The 20379-nt window shown below is 69.6% G+C and carries 27 protein-coding genes and 1 tRNA gene; 12 read left to right on the forward strand and 16 right to left on the reverse strand.

The genetic code is table 11. The annotated features are described in order from the left end of the window. Positions 1 to 13: 13 nt before the first annotated feature. Together KME80_RS11740 and KME80_RS11745 are read left to right on the forward strand one after the other, a co-directional pair. Positions 14 to 427 carry a MarR family winged helix-turn-helix transcriptional regulator gene (locus KME80_RS11740; protein ID WP_219504233.1) on the forward strand — a complete coding sequence of 138 codons (414 nt, stop codon included), beginning with the start codon at positions 14 to 16 and terminating at the stop codon, positions 425 to 427. Beyond that, positions 424 to 948: a DinB family protein gene (locus tag KME80_RS11745; RefSeq protein ID WP_219504235.1), complete on the forward strand. Its 525-nt coding sequence runs from the start codon at positions 424 to 426 to the stop codon at positions 946 to 948. The genes KME80_RS11740 and KME80_RS11745 overlap by 4 nt, the downstream gene beginning before the upstream one ends. Here the strand turns inward: KME80_RS11745 and KME80_RS11750 are convergent, their stop codons facing one another. After that, positions 949 to 1356: a PaaI family thioesterase gene (locus KME80_RS11750; protein WP_246644558.1), complete on the reverse strand. Its 408-nt coding sequence runs from the start codon at positions 1354 to 1356 to the stop codon at positions 949 to 951. 157 nt (positions 1357 to 1513) lie between these two features. Then, positions 1514 to 2383: an SDR family oxidoreductase gene (locus KME80_RS11755; protein ID WP_219504239.1), complete on the reverse strand. Its 870-nt coding sequence runs from the start codon at positions 2381 to 2383 to the stop codon at positions 1514 to 1516. An 81-nt stretch (positions 2384 to 2464) separates the two neighbouring features. Here KME80_RS11755 and KME80_RS11760 point away from each other — a divergent pair, with 81 nt between their 5' ends. From KME80_RS11760 to KME80_RS11770, 3 genes are all read left to right on the forward strand, one after another. Further along, complete coding sequence (locus KME80_RS11760; protein WP_308125718.1) at positions 2465 to 3091, forward strand: TetR/AcrR family transcriptional regulator; 627 nt, start codon at positions 2465 to 2467, stop codon at positions 3089 to 3091. 151 nt (positions 3092 to 3242) lie between these two features. Then, entirely contained in the window at positions 3243 to 4370 is a 1128-nt protein-coding gene (locus KME80_RS50215) for a sensor histidine kinase (protein ID WP_219504241.1), read from the forward strand. A 4-nt stretch (positions 4371 to 4374) separates the two neighbouring features. Then, entirely contained in the window at positions 4375 to 5022 is a 648-nt protein-coding gene (locus KME80_RS11770; protein WP_219504243.1) for a response regulator, read from the forward strand. A gap of 210 nt (positions 5023 to 5232) precedes the next feature. Here KME80_RS11770 and KME80_RS52700 read toward each other — a convergent pair whose 3' ends face one another. Continuing rightward, positions 5233 to 6420: a cytochrome P450 gene (locus tag KME80_RS52700; RefSeq protein WP_219504252.1), complete on the reverse strand. Its 1188-nt coding sequence runs from the start codon at positions 6418 to 6420 to the stop codon at positions 5233 to 5235. Positions 6421 to 6464: 44 nt separating this feature from the next. Then, on the reverse strand, positions 6465 to 6938 hold the full coding sequence (locus tag KME80_RS11780) for a GNAT family N-acetyltransferase (RefSeq protein ID WP_219504254.1): 474 nt from the start codon (positions 6936 to 6938) through the stop codon (positions 6465 to 6467). Positions 6939 to 6974: 36 nt separating this feature from the next. Between KME80_RS11780 and KME80_RS11785 the strand changes: the two genes are divergently transcribed. Then, positions 6975 to 7778, forward strand: a complete 804-nt coding sequence (locus KME80_RS11785) for an LLM class flavin-dependent oxidoreductase (RefSeq protein ID WP_219504256.1) — start codon at positions 6975 to 6977, stop codon at positions 7776 to 7778. On the opposite strand, the gene KME80_RS11790 is transcribed toward KME80_RS11785, so the two are convergent. The 3 genes from KME80_RS11790 to KME80_RS11800 form a co-directional block, all read right to left on the reverse strand. Beyond that, on the reverse strand, positions 7747 to 8682 hold the full coding sequence (locus KME80_RS11790; RefSeq protein ID WP_219504258.1) for a CPBP family intramembrane glutamic endopeptidase: 936 nt from the start codon (positions 8680 to 8682) through the stop codon (positions 7747 to 7749). The two genes, KME80_RS11785 and KME80_RS11790, sit on opposite strands and share 32 nt — an antisense overlap. Before the next feature lie 96 nt (positions 8683 to 8778). Beyond that, the gene (locus KME80_RS11795; protein WP_308125719.1) at positions 8779 to 9945 is read right to left on the reverse strand and encodes an MFS transporter; all 1167 of its coding nucleotides are present in this window, start codon (positions 9943 to 9945) and stop codon (positions 8779 to 8781) included. A gap of 176 nt (positions 9946 to 10121) precedes the next feature. Next, on the reverse strand, positions 10122 to 11072 hold the full coding sequence (locus KME80_RS11800; protein WP_219504260.1) for an alpha/beta fold hydrolase: 951 nt from the start codon (positions 11070 to 11072) through the stop codon (positions 10122 to 10124). Positions 11073 to 11196: 124 nt separating this feature from the next. Here KME80_RS11800 and KME80_RS11805 point away from each other — a divergent pair, with 124 nt between their 5' ends. Together KME80_RS11805 and KME80_RS11810 are read left to right on the forward strand one after the other, a co-directional pair. Next, positions 11197 to 12174 carry a helix-turn-helix transcriptional regulator gene (locus KME80_RS11805; protein ID WP_219504262.1) on the forward strand — a complete coding sequence of 326 codons (978 nt, stop codon included), beginning with the start codon at positions 11197 to 11199 and terminating at the stop codon, positions 12172 to 12174. 12 nt (positions 12175 to 12186) lie between these two features. Then, on the forward strand, positions 12187 to 12750 hold the full coding sequence (locus tag KME80_RS11810) for a DUF6461 domain-containing protein (protein WP_219504264.1): 564 nt from the start codon (positions 12187 to 12189) through the stop codon (positions 12748 to 12750). A 17-nt stretch (positions 12751 to 12767) separates the two neighbouring features. Here KME80_RS11810 and KME80_RS11815 read toward each other — a convergent pair whose 3' ends face one another. Next, the gene (locus KME80_RS11815; protein ID WP_219504266.1) at positions 12768 to 13232 is read right to left on the reverse strand and encodes a hypothetical protein; all 465 of its coding nucleotides are present in this window, start codon (positions 13230 to 13232) and stop codon (positions 12768 to 12770) included. Between the two features lie 167 nt (positions 13233 to 13399). Between KME80_RS11815 and KME80_RS11820 the strand changes: the two genes are divergently transcribed. Next, on the forward strand, positions 13400 to 14017 hold the full coding sequence (locus KME80_RS11820) for a DUF6461 domain-containing protein (RefSeq protein WP_219504268.1): 618 nt from the start codon (positions 13400 to 13402) through the stop codon (positions 14015 to 14017). Between the two features lie 37 nt (positions 14018 to 14054). Here KME80_RS11820 and KME80_RS11825 read toward each other — a convergent pair whose 3' ends face one another. Further along, positions 14055 to 15140, reverse strand: a complete 1086-nt coding sequence (locus KME80_RS11825) for a GNAT family N-acetyltransferase (protein ID WP_219504271.1) — start codon at positions 15138 to 15140, stop codon at positions 14055 to 14057. Between the two features lie 82 nt (positions 15141 to 15222). Here KME80_RS11825 and KME80_RS11830 point away from each other — a divergent pair, with 82 nt between their 5' ends. Beyond that, complete coding sequence (locus KME80_RS11830) at positions 15223 to 15777, forward strand: TetR/AcrR family transcriptional regulator C-terminal domain-containing protein (protein ID WP_219504278.1); 555 nt, start codon at positions 15223 to 15225, stop codon at positions 15775 to 15777. Here KME80_RS11830 and KME80_RS11835 read toward each other — a convergent pair. Together KME80_RS11835 and KME80_RS11845 are read right to left on the reverse strand one after the other, a co-directional pair. Next, the gene (locus tag KME80_RS11835) at positions 15740 to 16099 is read right to left on the reverse strand and encodes a helix-turn-helix domain-containing protein (RefSeq protein WP_219504280.1); all 360 of its coding nucleotides are present in this window, start codon (positions 16097 to 16099) and stop codon (positions 15740 to 15742) included. The two genes, KME80_RS11830 and KME80_RS11835, sit on opposite strands and share 38 nt — an antisense overlap. Before the next feature lie 381 nt (positions 16100 to 16480). Beyond that, positions 16481 to 16957, reverse strand: coding sequence for a hypothetical protein (locus tag KME80_RS11845; protein WP_219504282.1), 477 nt, complete (start codon positions 16955 to 16957; stop codon positions 16481 to 16483). Positions 16958 to 17408: 451 nt separating this feature from the next. Between KME80_RS11845 and KME80_RS11850 the strand changes: the two genes are divergently transcribed. Beyond that, on the forward strand, positions 17409 to 17690 hold the full coding sequence (locus KME80_RS11850; RefSeq protein WP_219504284.1) for a hypothetical protein: 282 nt from the start codon (positions 17409 to 17411) through the stop codon (positions 17688 to 17690). A gap of 78 nt (positions 17691 to 17768) precedes the next feature. Here the strand turns inward: KME80_RS11850 and KME80_RS11855 are convergent, their stop codons facing one another. From KME80_RS11855 to KME80_RS11870, 4 genes are all read right to left on the reverse strand, one after another. Continuing rightward, positions 17769 to 18137, reverse strand: coding sequence for an Mth938-like domain-containing protein (locus tag KME80_RS11855; protein ID WP_219504286.1), 369 nt, complete (start codon positions 18135 to 18137; stop codon positions 17769 to 17771). A 280-nt stretch (positions 18138 to 18417) separates the two neighbouring features. Beyond that, a tRNA-Ala gene (locus KME80_RS11860) sits at positions 18418 to 18490 on the reverse strand. A 29-nt stretch (positions 18491 to 18519) separates the two neighbouring features. After that, positions 18520 to 19239: an HAD family hydrolase gene (locus tag KME80_RS11865; RefSeq protein WP_219504288.1), complete on the reverse strand. Its 720-nt coding sequence runs from the start codon at positions 19237 to 19239 to the stop codon at positions 18520 to 18522. Positions 19240 to 19254: 15 nt separating this feature from the next. Beyond that, positions 19255 to 19374, reverse strand: a complete 120-nt coding sequence (locus KME80_RS11870) for a DLW-39 family protein (protein ID WP_013130296.1) — start codon at positions 19372 to 19374, stop codon at positions 19255 to 19257. 227 nt (positions 19375 to 19601) lie between these two features. Here KME80_RS11870 and KME80_RS11875 point away from each other — a divergent pair, with 227 nt between their 5' ends. Continuing rightward, positions 19602 to 19808 (forward strand): heavy-metal-associated domain-containing protein, encoded by a 207-nt coding sequence (locus tag KME80_RS11875; protein WP_219504290.1) that lies wholly within the window; start codon positions 19602 to 19604, stop codon positions 19806 to 19808. Between the two features lie 5 nt (positions 19809 to 19813). Here the strand turns inward: KME80_RS11875 and KME80_RS11880 are convergent, their stop codons facing one another. Continuing rightward, positions 19814 to 20332 carry a universal stress protein gene (locus KME80_RS11880; RefSeq protein WP_219504292.1) on the reverse strand — a complete coding sequence of 173 codons (519 nt, stop codon included), beginning with the start codon at positions 20330 to 20332 and terminating at the stop codon, positions 19814 to 19816. Between the last annotated feature and the right edge of the window lie 47 nt (positions 20333 to 20379).

The following is a 20379-nucleotide window of genomic DNA, read 5'->3' on the forward strand; positions in this document are numbered from 1 at the left end:
CAAGGAGTCTCGCATGATGATCGGATCCCGGCTCAAGCGGCTGGACCAGCTGATCGAGGACACCTTCGAGCGCGCCTTCGCCGAGGCCGGGGTGAACCGCCGCCAGTGGCAGGCGCTCAACGTCATCAGCCGCGGCCCCACCAGCGCCGGCGAGCTCCACCAGGCGCTCAGGCCGTTCCGGGCGCCGGGCGACACCACCCCCGGCGTGCTCGCCCGGCTGACCGCCCGAGGCTGGATCGCCCGCGACACCACCGGCACGCACACCCTGACCGCCGAAGGCCGCACCGCGCACGCCGCCATCGGCCGACGCGTCCAGGACATCCGCGCCCGGATGACCCGCGACATCACCCCCGAGGAGTACGCCAGGCTCATGGACACACTCGACCGAATGACGCACAACCTGGATCAGGGCACCATGGAGCGATGAACTGGACCGCACCTCAGCCCGACCGATCCGACCCCCCACCCCTCGGCGACGAGCGCGTCCTCCTCGAGGCGTTCCTCGACCACCACCGGCACACCCTGCAGCTCAAATGCGCCGGACTGACCCCCGAACAGCTCGTCCGGCGCAGCGCCGAACCCTCGTCCATGTCGCTGCTCGGCCTGCTGCGCCACATGGCCGAGGTCGAACGCTCCTGGTTCCGGCGCAGGCTCGGCGGCGAGCAGCTCGACTTCCTCTACTGCGACCTGGACGACAACCCCGACGGCGACTTCGACGACACCGACCCGGCCCACGCCGAGGCCGACTACGCCACGTACCTGCGTGAGGTCGAGCTGGCCCGCGCCGCCGCCGCAGGCCGCGGCCTGGACGAGACCTTCCACCACAAGCACCGCGACCTGGAGATGAGCCTGCGCTGGGTGTTCCTGCACATGATCGAGGAGTACGCGCGGCACAACGGCCACGCGGACATCCTCCGCGAGCGCATCGACGGGGCGACCGGCGAGTGACTACACGCTCCTGATCTGGGCCGTCGCGGTCGCCGTCGCCACCGGCTCGCCATCGGGGCCGACCAGCTCCCCGGCCAGGAAGGCGATGTCGCGGCCCCGCTTGACCACCCGGCCGCGCCCCACCAGCCTGCCGGGGCGAGCCGGGCGCAGGAACTGCACGTGAAGCTCCAGGGTCGGCGCGAACTGCCCCGCGGGCAACGTCGCAACCAGCGCCGGACCCAGCGTGTCGTCCAGCATGGCCGCCAGGAAGCCGCCCTGGATCACGCCGACCGGGTTGGTGAACTGCTCACGCGCCGCGAACGCCACCTCGATCGTGCCCGCCTCCGGGTCCACCCCGACGAGCTCCCAGCCCAGGACCTCCGCGGCCGGCGGCGGCGGCACGGCGCCGGCCATGACGTCCCAGAACATCCCTCTCTCCATCCCCCCATTGAACAGCCCCCCACCGACAATCCCCCGCCACCCGGGCCACCCCCTGCGCGAGCCCAGCGGCACCAACACGGGGGCCGCGAGGGTCGGACCAGCGGAAGGCGGGGCAGCGGCGCCGCCCGGGGTTCCCGTTCCCGGGTCAGCGGAAGGCGGGGGCGTTGCGGTGGGCCCAGGCGGCGTAGGTGCCGGGGGTGCGGCCGAGGACCTGGGCGACGTCCGGGCTGACGCGCCGCTCGTCGGCGGTGGGCTCGCCGAGGATGTTCAGCGTGCCCTCGACGATGGGCCCGGGCATGAACGTCAGCATCCGCTCCCGCGCCTGCTCCCGCGTCAGTTCCTGGTACGTGACCCGCTCGCCCAGCGCTTCACCGATGGCCGCCGCCATCTGGCGCGGGGTGATCGGCTCGGGCCCGGTGAGCACGTAGGTCCGGCCGTGGTGCCCGGGTTCGCGCAGGGCGGCGGCGGCGACCGCGGCGATGTCGTCGGGGTCGACGGCCGGCAGCCCCACGTCGCCGAACGGCGCGAACACCGTGCGCCCGTTCCGCACCGACTCGGCCCAGGCCAGGGTGTTGGTGGCGAAGTTGCCCGGCCGCAGGATCGTCCATTCGAGCCCGGATTCGCGTACCTGGTTCTCGTCCTCCAGGGCGCGACGCCCGTGGCCGCCGGAGTCCGGTCGCGTGCCGGCGGACTGCGACGACACCAGGACGATCCGGCGCACCCCGGCGGCCTTGGCGGCGTGTACGGCCTGGCGGACGGTGTCGCCGGTGGCCGCGAGCGCCCCGGTGAGCAGCAGGAACAGCGCGTCGGCCGACTCCAGCGCGGGCCGCAGGCTGTCGGGGTCGGCCAGGTCGGCGGCGACGGCCCGCACGGGCGACGCCCCGCCGCCGACGGGCTGGGGCAGATCCGCGGGGGTGATGTGCCGGGAGACGGCGGTGACCTGCTCGCCGGCTTCGACGAGCAGCCGGACCAGCGTGCGTCCGATGTTTCCGGTGGCTCCGGTGACAACGATCATGATGAAGCTCTTTTCGAGTGAGTTAGCTGACTGACTTACTGAGAAGAGACCGTAGCACAAGGACCGCCTATAGTGAGTCAGGTGACTGACTCGAAAGTTTCCCGGGCAACGGCCGCCTCCGCCAAACGGCAACGGCTGATGGCCGCCGCCGCCCGGGTGGTGCACGAGCAGGGGGCCGAGCGCACCACCATCGCGGACATCGCCCGCGCCGCCGACGTCCCGGTGGGCAACGTGTACTACTACTTCAAGACCAAGGACGAGCTGGTCGCCGCCGCACTCTCCGAGCACGCCCGCCGTTTGCAGGAGCTCACCGGCGAGCTGGACCGCCTGCCCGACCCGCGCGCCCGGCTGACAGGGCTCGTCGAGGCGTGGGTGAGCCAGAGCGACGTCGCCGCCCGCTACGGCTGCCCGACCGGCACCCTGGCCGTCGAGCTCGACAAACGCGACGAAGGCGGCCTGGACGCGGAGGCGGGCCGGGTCATCCGGCTACTGCTCGACTGGGCCGAACGCCAGTTCCGCGAGCTCGGCCTGCCCGACCCCGGCGGGCTCGCCCTCACCCTCGTGGGCGCGTACCAGGGCATGTCACTCCTGGCCAACGCGCTGCGCGACCCCGGCGTGATGACCAGCCAGGGCGCCCGCCTTACCGCCTGGCTGACCGCGCTGCCGGACGGCCAGGAGCTCAGCTCCCTCCCGAACGGCCAAGGGTGAGCCCGCCGCCCAAAAACCGGCGCAACCCGGGGCGAACCACCCCGCCGGACGGCCGGTCGGCGTCCCGGTCGGCAAGGTCTAGACCCAGGGTGGCCCGACAATAGACCCAGGTCGCTAAGGGCATCGCGGCGAAGTTCCTAGGCTGGGTCCCGTGAACGACAGCCCCCAGCACCAGCTCCCCCTCGACCGGTGGGGCAGCATGGTGCGCTATCTCGCGGCGCTGGGTCCCATGCTGTTCTTCGCCGTGGTCTGGGCCTGGGTCGCCGCCCACGACCTCGACAAGCTGCCGCGCGCCGTGTTCGACGTGTCGCTGGGGGTCCTCGGGCTGGCGCTCATGCGCTGGCGGCGGCGGTGGCCCTGGCAGATCGCCGCCGCGACCGCGCTGCTGACCGCCTTCTCGAGCTCGGCGAGCGGCCCCGCCAACGTGGCGTACGTGTCCCTGTGCACCCACCGCCGGTGGCGCGAGATCGTGCCCGTCGCCGCCCTGTCCTGGAGCAGCGCGACGCTCTACGCGTTCGCGGGCGGCGTGAGCCAGCAGAGCATGATCAGCTTCGTCACCAGCACCACGATCCTCGCCGGGCTGACCGTCTTCGGCCTCTACCTGCGCTCGGAGCGTGAGGCCCTGCTGGCGGAGGAGCGGGCGGAGCGGCAGCGCGTCGAGCAGGCCAGGTTCGCCGAGCGCACCAAGATCGCCCAGGAGATGCACGACGCGCTGGCCCACCGCATGTCCCTGCTGGCGATGCTCGCCGGCGGGCTGGCCTACCGGGTCGACCTGGGCCCGGAGCAGACCCGCGAAACCGCGCTGGCCATCCAGGAGAACGCCCACCAGTCGCTCAACGAGCTGCGCACCGTGCTCGGCACCCTCCGCTCCGACGGCGAGCTGGCGGCCCCGCAGCCGACCATCGCCGACCTGGACGCGCTGTTCCACGAGGTGCGGTCCGCCGGCCAGAAGGTGCTCGTCACCGACACGATCGAGCAGCGCGACCGGCTGCCCACCCAGACCGGGCGCAACGCGTACCGGATCGTCCAGGAGGCGCTCACCAACGCCCGCAAGCACGCGCCGGGCAGCAGCGTCAGGGTGGAGCTCGACGGGCGGCCGGGCGACGCGCTGCGCATCGACGTGACCAACGCGACCCCCTACGGGCCGTCGTCCGCGCCGGGCGGCAGACTCGGGCTGGTCGGCGTGGCGGAACGGGCGCGGATGGCAGGCGGCACGATCGCCCACGCCCACCAGGACGGGCGATTCGTCCTCTCTGTCCGGCTGCCGTGGGAGGCTTGACGTCGTGACACGCGTGCTGATCGTCGACGACGACCCGATGGTACGCACCGGGCTGCGTCTCATCCTGGGCGGCGAGCCCGACCTGGAGATCGTCGGCGAGGCGGGCGACGGGCGCGAGGCCGTGACCCTGGTGCGCGCCGAACGGCCCGACGTGGTGCTGATGGACATCCGCATGCCCGGCCAGGACGGTTTGGTCACCACCGAGCAGCTGGCGTCGCGGCCGGACGCGCCGCGCATCCTCGTGCTGACCGCCTTCGACGCCGACGACATGGTGCTGCGTGCGCTGCGCCTCGGCGCGGCCGGGTTCCTGCTCAAGGACACGCCGCCGGCCAAGATGGTCGAAGCCGTCCGCACGGTCGCGGCCGGCGAGCCGGTGCTGTCGCCCAGCGTCACCTACCAGGTGATCGCCGCGGCCACCGGCGGCCACACGCCCGGCCGGGACGAGGCACGGCGCGAGCTGGCCAGGCTGACCGACCGGGAGCTGGAGGTCGCGGTCGAGGTGGCCCGGGGCAGCTCCAACGCCGAGATCGGGCAGCGCCTGTCCATGAGCGTCGCGACGGTCAAGGCCAACGTCACCCGCATCTTCGCCAAGCTCGGCACCGACAACCGGGTCCAGGTCGCCATGAAGATCCGCGACGCAGGCCACCTCTGACGCGCCCCTCGGCCCCGGCTCCACTGACGAGCCACCCCACCGGGCCACCCCACGGGGCCGACCCGGAAGAGGCCGCCCCGGAAGGGACCAACCTGGAAGGGGGCGCGCCCGCCGGGAGTCGCGCCCGCCGGGGGTTGAGCCCCGCTGGGGGTTGAGCCCAGAAGGACCGACCCGGAAAGGGGGCCCGGAAAGGGGTAGCGCCCGCCGGGGTCACCAGGTGAGGTGGAGGGCTTCGGGGGAGCGGTGGATGAGGGTGGGCGCCATGGTGACCTCGTCACGGGCCAGCCGCAGCCCGGGGAACTCGCGCATCAGGATCTCCAGCGTGATCCGCACCTGCTCCTTGGCGAGCTGGGAGCCGGGGCAGCCGTGCGGGCCGTGCCCGAACGACAGGCTGCGCAGCGGCGCGCGCCCGATGTCGAACACGTCGGGCCGCGTGGCGGGGTCGGCGTCGCGGCCGGCGGAGGCGTACGAGACGAAGAGCACGTCGTCCTTGCGCAGCTCGGTGCCGGCCAGCGTCACGGGCCCGGTGACCGTGCGGCGGAAGCCCTGGACGGGCGCCTCGAACCGGGCCGCCTCCTCGATGGCGACGGGCACGAGCTCGGGCCGCTCGCACAGCAGCTCCCACTGGCGGCGGTCGCGCAGCAGGTGCAGCACGACGGAACCGAGCAGCGCCGTGGTGGTGAGGTGGCCGGCGAGCAGCAGGTTCTGGAGGTTGGAGACGATCTCCTTGCGCTGGTCGAGGGTCAGGTCGCCGGTGCCGGGCGCGAGTTCCCTGACCATCTCGGTGCAGACGTCGTCACGCGGATCGCGCCGCCGGGCCCGCGCGTAGCCGTCGAGGAGCCGCTGCAGGGTCACGATCTCCTTGGCGCACTCGACCTGCCCGGCGTCGTCCAGCTCCGTGAACAGCAGCTCCTCGGCCCGCGCCGCGCCCCGGACGGCGCCCGGTGTGTCGGCCGGGTCGAGGCCGATGACGTGCCCGATGACGGAGGCGGGCAGCGGCTTGGCGTACGCCTCCATCCATTCGACCTGGCCGTCGCCGGCGAAGGAGGCGACCAGTTCCTCGGCCCGCTCGGTCACGTACGGCAGCGCGGCGGCGACGCGGGCGGGGGACAGCCCTCTGGTGAGCGGCCGACGCAGCCGCCGGTGCGCCTCCCCGTCGGCGCCGAGCACGGCCTGCACGCCGCCGACGCCCTTGACCAGCTCCGAGAGCGCGGCCTTGCCGGGCAGGTAGTCGGGGCGCAGTGCGCCCGCCGACGAGAAGAGCTCGGGCTTGCCGAGCACTTCGCGGACGTCCTCGCGCCGGGCGACCAGCCAGGCGTTCAGCTCCGGCACGAACGTGAGCCCGCGGTTGCGGCGGGCCTCGGCGTAGGTCGGGTACGGGTCGCGGTAGAGATCCACTCGCCCATGGTCGCGGCTGCCGCTGACCCGGACAAGTGCTGGTTTCACCCGGGATGTGTCAGATCCAGGACGCCGACGGTCTGGCCTCCGCTCTCCTCACCGGTGAGCTCGAACCCGAGCCTGCGGTAGAAGCCCTCGGGTCCCCCGTCCTCCGGTTCCCAGGTCACGTACATGTGGGTGCTGCCGCGCCGCCTGAGCTCGGCGGCCACCGTGGCGACGGCGAAGCTGCCGACGCCGCGCCCCTGCGCCTCGGGGACGACGTTGAGGCGCCACAGGCCGGACCGGAAGTCGACGCCCTTGCCGTCCCAGTCGATGTCGATGAAGGCCATGAGGAAGCCGACGGGCTGGTCGCCGTCGAGGATGAGGCGCGGCCAGGCGACGTCCGGCTGGACGTACGCCTCGGCCAGCGACTTGGCCACCGGCGAGACGAAGCGCTCCTGGTCGGGGCGGACCTTCACGGTCAGCGCCGTGTCGATGTTGGCGAGGGTGATACGTACGGCTCGAAGATCTTTCGTCATGTGCTGAACGATATGCCTGGTGGTTGGATGGGGAGCATGCGCTATGGCATCGACGTCGCGATCCTCGGTGACCTCGCGGAGCCGTCGCGGCTGGTGGCCCTGGCCCGCGAGGCCGAGGCCGCCGGCTGGGACGCCGTGCTGGTGTGGGACCACCTGGCCTTCGCCTGGGGCATGCCTTCGGCCGACCCGTGGGTGGCGCTCTCGGCCGCGGCCGCGGCGACGTCCCGCGTCAGGCTGGGCACGGCGGTGACGGCCGTCGCCCGGCACCGGCCGGAGGTGCTGGCGCACACGGTGGCGACGTTCGACCGGCTGAGCGGCGGGCGGGCGATCCTGGGCGCCGGGCTGGGCGGGGTCCCCGGCGAGTTCACCGCCTTCGGCGCGCCCCGGCCCGGCGGGGCGGTGCTGGACGAGGCGCTCGACGTGATCTCCGCGCTCTGGTCCGGCGACGAGGTGCGTCACCGGGGCGCCCGCTACACGGTCGACGGCGTACGGCTGGCGCCCCTGCCGGTGCAGCGCCCCCGGGTGCCGGTGTGGATCGGCGGCACGGCGCCGGCCGCCCTGCGCCGGGCGGCCCGCTGGGACGGCTGGGTCGTGGCGGGCGACGACGAGGAGGGCCGCATGACGCTGTCCCCCGCCGAGCTGGCCGCCCAGGTCGCCGAGCTCCGCCGCCACCGCGTGGCGGACGGGCCGTTCGACGTGGCGCTCATCGGCGTCAGCGAGCCGGGCGCCTCGGTGACGCCCTACGCCGACGCGGGCGCGACCTGGTGGCTGGAGCACCTGCACGGCCGCCGCGGCGACTTCGACCAGCTCATGCGGCGCGTCCGCTCGGGTCCGCCGTAGCCGGCTCCTCGGGGCTGTAGCCGAGCCGGCCCCGCGTGGCGGCCAGGACGACGAGGGCCGCCGTGGTGCCCGCGAGGAGGGTGACGCGCGACGCCTGCTCGGGCGAGGCGATCGACGGGAACAGCTCCGCGTAGGCCATCGACATGAAGTTGTTGACGCCCACGTGCAGCAGCATGACCAGCGGCAGGCTCTGGCCGGTGCGGTTGAACACCCAGGTGACGACCACGCTGAACACGCAGCAGAAGGCGAAGAACTCGCCGATCCGCATCCAGGTGACGTCCGGCCAGCCGCCCCACTCGCTCAGGTACAGCGGCAGGTGCCAGAGGCCCCAGAGCGGCCCGAGGACGAGGGTGCCGACCAGTGGCCCGAACCTGCGCTGCATGCGCGCCAGGGCGAAGTCCCGCCAGCCGGGCTCCTCGGCCAGCCCGGTGGTGACTATCTGGAGCAGCAGGCCCGGGACGTACGCCACGAGCAGGGCGACGGGCGGCATGCGGACGGGTTCCTCGGACAGGGCGGCGCCGGTCAGCACGAGCACGGCGGGCACGCCGACGGCGGTGCCGGCGTACCAGACCCAGCTCACCCGCCACTTCGTCATCCGCCCGAGCCAGCGCCGGACGCCTTCCCTGCCGTCGGCGATCCTGGTGACCAGGTACGCGGCGAAGATCGGGCCGAGGTAGGCGCCGGGGAGCACGCCCGTGAACTGCGTGGTGCCGAGCACCGAGGGGAACGTGAAGTCGAGCACTCCCAGCCCGGTCGCCGAAAGCACGTAGGGCGTCCAGGCGATCCAGCTCATCAGGTTGGCCAGGACGAAGAAGCTGACGAGCGGACGGCGGCGGATGAATCCCCGCAATCCGGTCTGCTGGTCGGGACTCTCTTCGACAGCCGGCCGGCTGTTGACTGCCATGTCATTCTCCGTGGAACGCTCGTAAGAGGACACGGTTCAGGACATCAGCCGGAACCCCGTCCGGTCTCTCCCGCGTGCACCCCAGCGGAGGTACAGCTAGGGGTATGCGCGGCGGGGCCGGACGGCCGCCAGCACCCCCGCCATGAGCAGCGCGACCACCCCGCCGCAGACCATGACGGTGGAGACGGAGGAGGCGTCGACGACCCGGCCGCCCAGGAACGCGCCGAGGGCGAAGGTCGCCTGGAAGGAGGCGGTGAAGACGACGGTGGCGGCTTCGGGCGCGTGCGGCGCGGCGGCGAGGAACGACGCCTGCGAGCAGACGGGCACGCCCCCGTACGCGAGCCCCCAGACGACGAGCAGCCCCACGGCGGCGACGGCGCCGCCTCCGGCCACGGGCAGCAGCAGGGTGGCGAGCGCGATCAGCCCGCCGCAGGTCACGAACGCGACCCGCCATCGGGCGGCCCGGCCCGCGAGGAAGTTCCCGGCGATCCCCGCGACGCCGTACGCGAGGAGCACGGCGCTGACGGCGGCCGGTCCCAGCCCCGTGACGTCCTCCAGGAAGGGCGTGACGTACGTGTACGTACCGAAATGGGCGAGGACGATGAGGAACGTCGCCACCAGCGCGATCGCGGCAGCCCGGGTGCGCAGCAGGTCCAGCAGGGCGCGCAGGCTGGTGACCTGATCGGCGGGCAGCGGCGGCAGCAGCACGACCAGTCCGCCCAGCACCGCGAGCGCGAGCACGGCCAGCACGACGAAGGCGGTCCGCCACCCGGCGAGGTCCCCGATGAACGTCCCTGCCGGGACGCCGAGCACCGACCCCAGCGGCACGGCGGAGAAGATCACGGCGGTGGCGGCGCCGACGGCGTGCGGCGGCACCAGCCGCCCAGCCAGCCCCGCCCCGATGGACCAGAAGCCGCCGATCGTGACGCCGACGAGCACCCTGGACACCAGCATGATCTCGTACGAGGTCGCCGCCGCGGCCAGCACGTCGGCCACGGCGAGCAGCGCCATGAGCGCGCACAGCATCGCGCGCCGGTCGAGCCGGGCGGTGGTCAGCGTGACGACAGGCGCGGCGACCGCGGCGACGACGCCGGGCAGGGCCATCGTCAGCCCCGCGACGCCGTCGGAGACGCCGAAGTCGGCCCCGATGGCGCTCAGCAGCCCGATCGGCAGGATCTCGCTGGTGACGATGGCGAAGATGCCCAGCATGATCGTGACGACCGCGAGCCGGCTGACCAGTGGGGTGCGGGTGATGGTTGACACGGCGTACAGCCAAACAGGCGAGAACCCCTGCGTACCGGCGCCTTTCGGACGCGACCAGTCGTCAGACGGTCTCCATCAAGGGACTGGAGGAGGTCAAACGCACCTTCGACGGAGCTGACGACGACGCATAACCTCTGAACAGGTTCGGAGGCGCCCGGCGAGAACCGCCGGGCGCCTCACCCGTTCAGGCCGGCCTGCTTCTCCAGCCATTCCAGAATCGCCCGGGTCGTTTCTTCCGGCTTCTCTTGCTGGATCCAATGGCCGCAGTCCAGGTTGACCACTTCCACGTCGGGCACGAACTCCGCCAGCTTGTCGGATTTCGGGACCACATCCCGGTCGCCGTAGATCATGAGGGCGGGCTGCCGGATGATCGGCTCCACGTCCGCCAGCAGGTGCCAGTTACGATCAGCATTCCGGTACCAGTTGATCCCGCCCGTGAACCCTGACGTCTCGAAGGCGGAGACGAACACGGCCAGCTCCCTCTCACTCATCAAGGGCTCACCACGTGGCGTTTCCTCTCGTGCGAGATTGATCAACGCCATGCCCGGCTGCGGCTCCCTGGGAGGCTCGTTCTTGCGGTACATGTTGCGGAGGAACCGGTGGACATTCTCGTCGAACACGGCGTCCGCGACGCCGGGATGCCGATTGAAGTGGACGTAGTAGAAGTCGCTGCCGAGCGCGTCCTCGATGAACTCGACCCAGGGCTTCTCTCCACGGTCGAGGTAGGGCACGCTCAGGTTGATCACCTTGCTCACCCGGTCCGGATGCAACAAGGTCAGCCCCCAGACGACGATCGCCCCCCAGTCATGGCCGACGAAAGTCGCGTCTTCGTATCCGTAGTGATCGAGCAGTGCGACCAGGTCACCCGACAGGTGCTCGATGTCATAGTCCGTTACTTCGGCCGGGCGGGACGAGTTGCCGTAACCGCGCTGGTTCGGAACGATGACGTGGTAGCCCGCTGCGACAAGGGCGGGCATCTGATAGCGCCAGGAAAAGGCGTGCTCCGGCCAGCCGTGGCAGAGCACGATGGGCTTTCCCGCGTTCTGCTGTCCCGCTTCGAAGACTTCGAGCTGTACGTCGTTGACGGAAACCATGATGGGTTCGGGGAAATCGGCAGGGTCGAACATTTCTTTTCCTCTCGTCTCTTCGAGTGATCAGACGTCGTAGTGGGACTCTCGGTGAGGCCACGTCCCCATCTTGCGAGCGAAACCGGTCACCTCATGACCGGTTTCCTGTGAAAGTGTCGTCGGCGTGCGAACTGACCGGCTGGTGGCCATCCTCCTCTTGCTGCAACGACGCGAGCAGGTGACGGCGGCAGAGGTCGCCCGAGAGTTGGAGGTCTCCGAACGCACCGCCCGCCGCGACCTCGACGCCCTGGCCATGGCCGGGGTACCCGTTTACTCCACGCAGGGCCGAGGCGGCGGCTGGCGTCTCGTGGGCGGCGCCCGTACCGACCTGTCCGGGTTGACCGAGAGTGAGGCCCGCGCCCTGTTCCTGGTCGCCGGGCCGGCCGCCGCGACGACGCCGGCCGTGAAAGCGGCTCTGCGCAAGCTCGTCCGTGCCCTGCCGGAGCCGTTCCGGGTGCAGGCCGAGACGGCGGCGACCTCCTTGGCCAGGGACCCGGAACGATGGGGGTCGAGCCGGGTCGAGCACCCGCCGCCTCGCTTCCTCGACGAGCTCCAGGACGCGGTGATCCGCGGCGTCCAGGTGCGGCTCGGCTACGTCGACCGCGAAGGCGCCGAAACCGAGAGAACCGTCCACCCGCTGGGCATCGTCGCCAAAGGCCCGTCGTGGTACCTCGTCTGCGACACCGAGACCGGCCTGCGGAGCTTCCGGATCGACCGCGTTTCCTCCGCCGACCCGACCGGCGATCCCGTGCACCGGCCCCCGGGCTTCGACCTGGCCGAGAGCTGGCGCGCGATCGCCGACGAGATCGACCGCAGGCGAACGCCCCTGGAGACCCAGGCGGTATGCGCGCCCCAGGGGATAGGGCTGCTGCGGGCGCTGCTCGGCGGTCGGCTCCAGGTCGGAGGGCCCACGGTGGACGGCCGCATCGAGGTCGTGATCCGCGGCAACAACGAGTACGCGCTCGCCGTCGAGCTCGCCGGGCTGACCGAATGGCTCGAGGTGACCGGCCCTCCGGGCGTGCGGGACCACCTGGCCGCGATCGGCAACGCACTCGTCGAGCGATACGCCTGCTTGCCCCCCGGCCCTGTCGGTAGCGGCTGACAGCATGACGCCATGACCCTGCGACCTCTCGACGTCTCGTGGCTCTGCGACCAATACGCCGGGGAGTGCTACAGCTTCATCTACGTCCGTGCCGCGCCTGAACAGGTGATTGCCCGCCTCGGCGGCCAATGGGAGCACTTCACGCCCGGCCCCTTCCCCGGCGGCCCGGATGAATATCCACGCCCGGGGGATCCTCTCGGCGTCACCGCCATCGGGGATTGGACGTTCATCTTCGACTCGTACTGGCTCGTCATCGACGAAGACCTGATCGCCGAGCTTTCCCGAGACACCCGCCTCGTCTCCCAGGCCGCACTCAGCCTGAAGGGCCTGGACTACTTTTACTGGTGCGAGGACGGCGAGATCAGGTTCTGCCACGGAGCCGATGTGAATGATCCGACCGGAACACCGGACGAGCTCGTGGAGACGATGGCCGAAATCGACCGGCTCTACCCGTCGTTTCCCGACCTCTACAAGGGGCCGGCTTTCCTTCTCGTCGAGCACCTGACCGGGATCAGGCTGACAGAGGAATTGTTGAAAGGTTCCACATTCCTGTGGGGCGCCATCCCCGGAACGTGACGCCGGACCCCGGCCGCCTAGCTCGCCGGGCGTGGAGCGATCTGGGAGATGCGCTGGTGGGACAAGCCCAGCGCGCTGCCCGCGTCTCGGGTGCTCCACCCTTTGCCGACCAGAAGACGAGCGGCCCGATAGACCGCATCCCGCTCGGCCAGCTCGGCCTGGACACGGGCGCTGCGAGCCGCGGATACGGTGGCCAGCGCGGCAGCGACCTCAGGGTCGCCGGGGACGAACTGAACGGCGACGGCGTCGGGCTTGTCCTCGCGGAGCTTGAGGACGCAGTCGACGACGTTCTCCTTGGTTTCCTTCCAGCTCGCACCCTGTACGTGGGCTGTCTGCCCACCGGGGAGGTCACGAACGGTGGCGGTCCAGTGTTTGCCGATGCGCGTGACAGTGGCCTGGTAGGTGATGGCTTCGGGCTCGTTCTCGCCGATGTTCTCCACGGGCCCGAATTCGTCGAGAATTTCATCGGAACGTGAGCGCATGACGTCAGCGTAGAGGGATATGCCATTCATGGCTAGTGGGCTAGACAGTGCTTGTCCAGTCACCTCGCCAGGGCTGATCAGTACGGCACGTTCACCCCGGCGCCCGAGCACTTAGCTTTGGCTCAGCCTCGGTCCCGGCCTTTGGCTGCGGCTGAGAGGATGCCGACATGATCCCGAATGCTGACGACTACCTCTGGTTCAACGACGACCGGTTCCCCGATCTGGCGGACTCGTACTGCTTCACCCTTGTCCGCGACATGAGCCCCGAGTTACTGATGACCCGTCTCGGCGCCCAGGCCGAAGCTTCCCCTCGTAAGACGCTCGATGAGCTGATCACTGCTTCCTACCCCGACCCTGGCACATTCGGCACCCGGGAAGGCAAGTATTTCGGAACCGTCTCCCTCGGGGATTGGCTGCTCATCGTCGAGGTGAACGGGCACCTAGGCGTGAGCAGGAAAACCATCCTGCCGTTGTCGGCTGATACGCGACTCGTTTCGCATTCTCGCAACGTCAACGCAGTCGGTTACTTCTACTGGGTGGAAGACGGGGAGATTCGCCTCTTCTTCGACCCGCTTTTCCCCTACTCTCGCCACGGCAGTTCCCCGGACGAACTCGTGGAGGTCATGCAACGAGTCGGCTTCGACCTTGCCGACGACGACAGCGTTTCCGATAACCACGACAAGGCGGCGTTCGCACTGGCCGAGCACGTCACCGGGGTCAAGCTGACGCCACAGTTGCTGGAGGAGTCCACCTACCTGTGCGGCCTGGCGCCTCGGCCCCGATGAGCAAGCCACGACCGTTCGGGGCGCACCCCATCGCTCATCAAGGATTTCCGGCGGGGAAGTCAGTGGCGAGAGCGCCGTAGACGAAGGTGTCCGTCCACTCGCCCTTGCTCCACCAGTCCTGCCGGAGGTGGGCTTCGCGCTGCATTCCGGCGCGCTGCGCGAGTCGTGCGGAGGCCTCGTTGCGAGCGTCCATCTGCGCTACGACCCGGTGCACCCGGTACTGCTCGAATGCCAGCCGGAGCACGGCTCGCACGGCCTCCGTCGCGAACCCTCGGCCACTGTGGGCGGGGTCCATCACCCAGCCGATTTCGGCGACTCGACGCTCCACGTCGGTCAGCCAGATCGCCACGTCGCCGACGACCGCGCCCTCATGCTCGATGATCATGGCAAGAGCGGAATTCCGGCTGTCGAGGCCCGTCCGCACCATCCGCTCGCTGATACGGCGGGCAGCGTCCTCCTCCGACCACGGCTCTTCGAGAAGATAGCGAGCGACGTCGGGGCGACTGTAGGTGCGCCACAATGCGTGTACGTCGGCTTGCTGGTACAGCCTCAGCCGTAGCCGCTCCGTCTCCAGGGGAACCAGCGTGATCGGTTCGAGGTCGAGAGCGTAGTGCTGCGCGACGACCTCCTGGCCCGAAGGGGCGACACCACGGGTCTCTTCGCCTCGGCCGAAGCCGGACCGTTCGAGCACCCGCCGAGACGCCTCGTTCTCGGGAACGGTACGAGCTGCGAGCCTGGTGAATCCGCTGCGCCTGGCGAACTCGACCGCGAGATCCAGCGCCGCCGCGGCGACGCCCTTGCCCCGGTGATCCGGGTGCACCCAGAAGCCGACCTCGACAGAGCCTTCCTCCACGCCGAACAGCACCAGACTCCCGGCGAAGGCGTCGTCGGCGGGGTCGGCGACGGTCAGCACCGCGAGGTCGCCGCGCTCCATCCCTTCGCGGATCGTCCCCTCGATCAACGCTTTCACGGACGCCTCGGTGTACTCGGGCTCCGGCAGATGCGCGTACTGACGCACTGCGGGGTCGGCTGTGCCCGCGGCATACGCGCCGGCGTCGGCGGGGCGCATAGCACGCAACACTGCACCCTTGTTGCGAAGCGGGAGAAGGCTGGCATCCAACATACCGGGTAAACTAACATAGTTCGGATAAAGTGGTCATGTGAGTTATTGGGAGCGCCGCAAGCCTGTCCGCAGAGCGCGCGCCGTGGACGTGCGCGACGTCGCACGAACGGCCGTGGAGCTGCTGGACGAGGGCGGACTGCGAGCGCTCACCGTCCGCGCCGTCGCGTTCCGGCTGGAAGTGGCTCCTGCCAGCCTGTACTCCAGAGTCACGTCGGTCGACGACCTCTACGACCTCGCGCTCGATGACGCACTCGGGCGCGACACCGGCCTGCAGGAAGCCGTCGAGCAGGCCGGGCTTCACGCCTTGATGCTCGCCTACTACCGCCATCTCGTACGGCACCCCTGGGCGTGCCAGGTCATCGCCATGCGCGCCCCCAGGGGGCCGAACTACCTGCGCCTCTCCGAACGCATGTGCGTCCTGCTCGCCGAGCGCGGCGCGACCGACCCCCTCAGCGATGCGTATGCGCTGTCGAACTTCGTCATCGGCAGCGCGACAACGACCCCGACGGCAGGCCACGAGCGAGACGCCCCTGTCGACAGCGCAATCGCCCCGCTCTACGCATCACTGCACGCGGCCCACACAGTGGACACCGAAACCATCATCGAGGCGGGACTCGACGCCCTCCTGCACCGATAACCGCCGAGCCCAGCCGGCGCGGCTTGTAGGTGGCGCCAGGAAAGCTGGCGGTGAGTTCAAGTCGCCCGCCGATGGCCTCCACATAACGGGCCACCACGTCCACGGATGAGACTTCGCCACGCTCGATCTGCGAGACCCGCGCCTTCGTCACGCCCATCAGGGAAGCAACCTCGTTCTGTGTCAACGCAGCGCTCTTGCGGCGCTGGGCAAGCTGCCAAGCATCGATGAAATCGTCAACGATGCGCCGGGTCTCAGCAAGGGCCTCTTCTCCTCCGGCCTGCTCAACGTGCCCGGCGCGGTTCCACTTCTTGAACGTCGTCATTGGCGCTACTCCTCCCTTTCTGCGCGCTCTTTCAAAAAATTCGTACAGCCGCTCCGCGTGCGGTATGGCTTCCTCATGCCAGCGGTTAGGTTCGGCAGGGCTCGCCTTGATCTTGTCTGCGGCAACGAGAACGATGGCATCTCGTCCAGGGTCGAAGACGAACAGCAGTCGAAGTGCGCTACGTCCGGAGGACCGGAGGCACAGTGTGACTGGTTCACCTTGCCCACGAGTGGCCTACCCGGCGCCGAACGCCTTTGACGTTGGTCGGCTTCGCGCTACCCGCAAGACCTGTACGTCTTGGCTCGTCGCCCTGGACATCCGCCCGCGCGTGGCCATGCAGATCCTTCGCCACGCACAGATCCCCACGCATACAGCGAAGTCTCATCCACGGAGACGCGCCGAGCGCTGACGGCTTCTCCCGCCGCGTGACGACGGTGCCGTTTGCGACTCGTAGCCGGTCCACCGCAAGAGGAGGACGAGTGCGCCCGCAAGGGTCGTGATCACGCCGGAGAACAGGGCGACGACGGCTACGACGAACTCCCCGTCCGGATCACCGATCCCGGAAGGTCGTCCTTCGACCCAGTTCATCGCCGCCCACGCCTGCGTTGCGACGACCAGGCCGAACAGCGTCGTGATCGAACCCAGGGCGTAGCCAGGTGTACGCGTCCACGACCGCGTGGCGGTCAGCACGACGCCCACCAGCAGCGCGACCGGAACGGTTACGACCTGTCCGGCGTCCAGCGCCATCAAGGCGGCGAGTCGGGCGTGCTCGAAGTTCTCGCCGCGCTGAAGCCATATGAGCGGCAGCACTGCGACACCGCTGAGAAGGCCGATCGCCAGCAACCGAAGCATCGCCACGTACAGAATGATCGTTCACCGGTTCGTCGCTGTGCCACCCCGGCTGAGCGTCAGCTGAAAAGGCCGCTTCCCGATCATGGGTGACCAGCGAAGACGCAGCTCACAGCCTTGATCTCATGCCCCGAGGCTCTCCGCTGTTTCCTCCTGATCCTCGCCTCATCGGGCACGCGACGGGCACGGCCACAGCCGGCGGTCCCCGTTCCGGCAGCCTTCCGTCCCTGATCGACTTCAGTACGCTCCGGCTGTGGAAGTCCGCCCCCGTGCTCGTGAAGGTCATCGCCGGTCTGGCGATAACGGCGCTCCTGCTGGGCGGGCTCGCGTACATGGGACTGACGAGGCTCACCGGTTCAGGGTGCACTTCCGAAGAGGCGAATTTGATCCGGGTGCTGGCGGCACAGAAGATACTCACCGCTCATCCGGAACGGGCCGTCTCCAGGGACGGCTACACCGGATGTTTCCGAGACGATACGTTCCTCACGCGGGCAGATTCTATGAATCCTCCGGCATTCAGGGGGAGTACACCTCTTTCTACGACACGGCGGCTAAGGCCGACGGATGGCGGCCAGTCGTCATCGAAGATCCCGCAACGGACACCTGCTATACCAAGAAGATCAAAGGAGCCACAGCCTTCCTCTCGGTCGGAAGGCACCGCGTGGACGGCGTCGAAGGGTACGGCATCGACATCTCCGCCTCCTATGGTGACGTCCCGGAAGACGGCGGACTCCTGTGCTGAAGTCGCCTCATCAAAAGTGGAGTGGGAAGCGAGCCGTTCCGCGCATGTTCCGGTTCTTGTGCAGGGGCATGCCACCGATCAACAGGTGGAGTGGATCAACCCACCTACGGGGATGGTCGCCGCCAGGGCGTTGTAACGCTCGACGGCGGCCGTCGTCTCCTCCACATAGATCTCGACGCCCTTCTCCATCAAGAGGTCCAGCGTCTCGGGGCAGGTCTGCAGGACCAGCCGCATGCCACGGGACAGAACGATCGTCTGGCTGCCGTTTTTGAGTAGCTCCTGGACGTCGGCGGGTTGGATGCCGGGAGTGTGCCGGGTGCCGGTCTCGTTCCAGTCCCAGTGCCGTCCTCCACCGGGATAGAGCTTGAAGTCCTTGCCTTCGCCCAGGCCCTCGACTACCGTCCGGCCCCAGGAAATCTGTGTGATAAGCGGCGATCGACGCTCCATACCGCGAGACTACTTCTCGCTGTGCCGCAGACAATCAATCCAGGCCCGCCTGATCGTCTCGTCGCCGTCGATCCGGGAGCTGATGGCGCGCATGGGCCACTCCAGCACACGGGCCGCGCTCATCTACCAGCACTCCACCGACGAACGGCAGCGCGAGGTAGCCCGCAAGCTGGACAAGCTGGCCCGCGGCGCACTCACGAAGAACCCATCGGGCACGCCCTGGAACCGCCCTTTGCACAAGCCGAAAGCCCAGGCCGCCTGACCTGGGCTCTCGTGTGTGTGGAGCCTAGGAGATTCGAACTCCTGACATCCTGCTTGCAAAGCAGGCGCTCTGCCAGCTGAGCTAAGGCCCCTTGAGCGAACGAAAGCTAGCTTACCGAACCTACGCGGGTACCTGCGTCGTGCCGAGGTCGTCCGTGAGGATCAGGTCGGGGAGGCTGCTGATCGACTCCAGGAGGTGGGTGGCACCCCCTTTGACCAGGCGTTCGCGGCTGTGGACGCCGGTGAGGACGCCGGCCACGATGGCGGCGCCGGCGCTGCGGCCGCAGAGCATGTCGCTTTCGGAGTCGCCCGCGACCGCCACCTGGCGGACGTCGGGGATGCCGAGGCGGAGCACGGCGTGCAGGACCATGTCGGGCCAGGGGCGGCCGCGGCCGCCCGCGTCTTCGGGGGTGATGGCGAGGTCGACCTTGTCATGCCAGTTGAGCATGGCGAGGACCCGGCTCAGCGTGGTGCGGCTGAAGCCGGTGATCAGGGCGACGTGGACGCCGGAGCCCCGGAGTTTGTCGAAGACCTCGATGACTCCGGGCGTCGGGATGAGGCCGGCGCGTTCGATGGCGCCCTCGTAGGAGCGTTCGAACGTGAGGTTCGCCGCCTGGGCCTGTGCTTCGTTGTCGGGGAAGATCCCGCGGAAGACATCGATGGTCGGGCGGCCCCGGGACCGGTGCACGTGAACCATGGCACGTGCGTAGGCCCCGGTCCCGGGGACTATGCCCTGGGTCGCGATCGCCTCGGCGAACGCGCGCTCGACCATGGCGATGTCACCGACCGTGGTGCCTGAAAGGTCCAGGCACGCCAGTTTGATGGGGATGACGTCACTCATCGCCTCGCCGGTCGGTTAGTTCTCGCTACCGGTCGCCTCGGTCCACAGATCGAGCTCGGCGCGGTCAGCCTGCACCTTGCGCCAGATCAGCAACCCCCCAAGGGCGACCAGGGCCAGAACAAGCAGCTTCTTCACGGTGTGACCCCACTTCTTCGACGGTCTCACCTGCCGGGGTGAGACCCAACGGTTGACTTGCAGCCTAGCAAGTGATGGCAGCGGTCCTACGTACCCATCAGTTGGATCATGCCAAATGCGGCGGGTGAGTGCGCGAGGAAGAAAGTCCCCTCCGCCGGGCATACCCCAGGGGGGTAGGGTGTTAGAGTCTGCAGAGCAGACAGCACGAGTTTACGAAGGAGCACGACATGAGCACCGCCACCTTCACCGTGAACGGCATGACCTGCGGCCACTGCGTGAGTTCGGTCAAGGAGGAGGTCGGGGAGGTCGCCGGCGTCACGTCCGTGGAGGTCGACCTGGCGAGCGGCCTGCTGACCGTGGTCAGCGACGCCCCCGTCGACCGGTCCGACATCAGCAAGGCCGTCGAAGAGGCCGGTTACGAGCTGGCCGGGTAGGCGGCTCAGTGCCGGCGGCCGAAGAACCGCCGGGCGCGGTCGCCCGAGAGCGGCGCGTCGTCCGGCGGTGTCGGCTGCCGTACGATCACGACGGTCGTACGGGCGTGCCGCGCGCAATACATGCTGGTCGAGGGCAGGAACATCCTGCTGATCAGCCCGCGCCTGCCCCGGCCGAGCACCAGCAGATCACCCTCGCCCGCCAGGTCGACGAGGTGATAGCCGGGGTCGCCGACCCTGGCCAGCATGGCGACGTTGAGGTCGTCGGGCACGCCGCCCGCCACGTCGTCGAACACGCCCGCCACCACCTCCGCGCAGCGGGCCTCCTCCCCCTGTCTGACGGCGTGCTGCACGGGCAGCGCCTCGGGGAACGGATGCACGGGAGCCCGGCTGACGTGCACGGCGACCAGCGCCATGCGGTGGAGCCTGGCCACGCCGATGGCCCAGGCCAGCGCCCAGCGCGAGGCCGGGGACTCGTCCACTCCCACGATCAGCCTCGGGCCGCCAGGCAGGTCCTGATCCACCACGCCCCTCCCTCGGGTGGTTGAGGTACCCGACCATATTGCTCCCTCCA

The sequence above is a fragment of the Nonomuraea ceibae genome (genome assembly GCF_019396325.1).
Lineage (GTDB): Bacteria > Actinomycetota > Actinomycetes > Streptosporangiales > Streptosporangiaceae > Nonomuraea > Nonomuraea ceibae.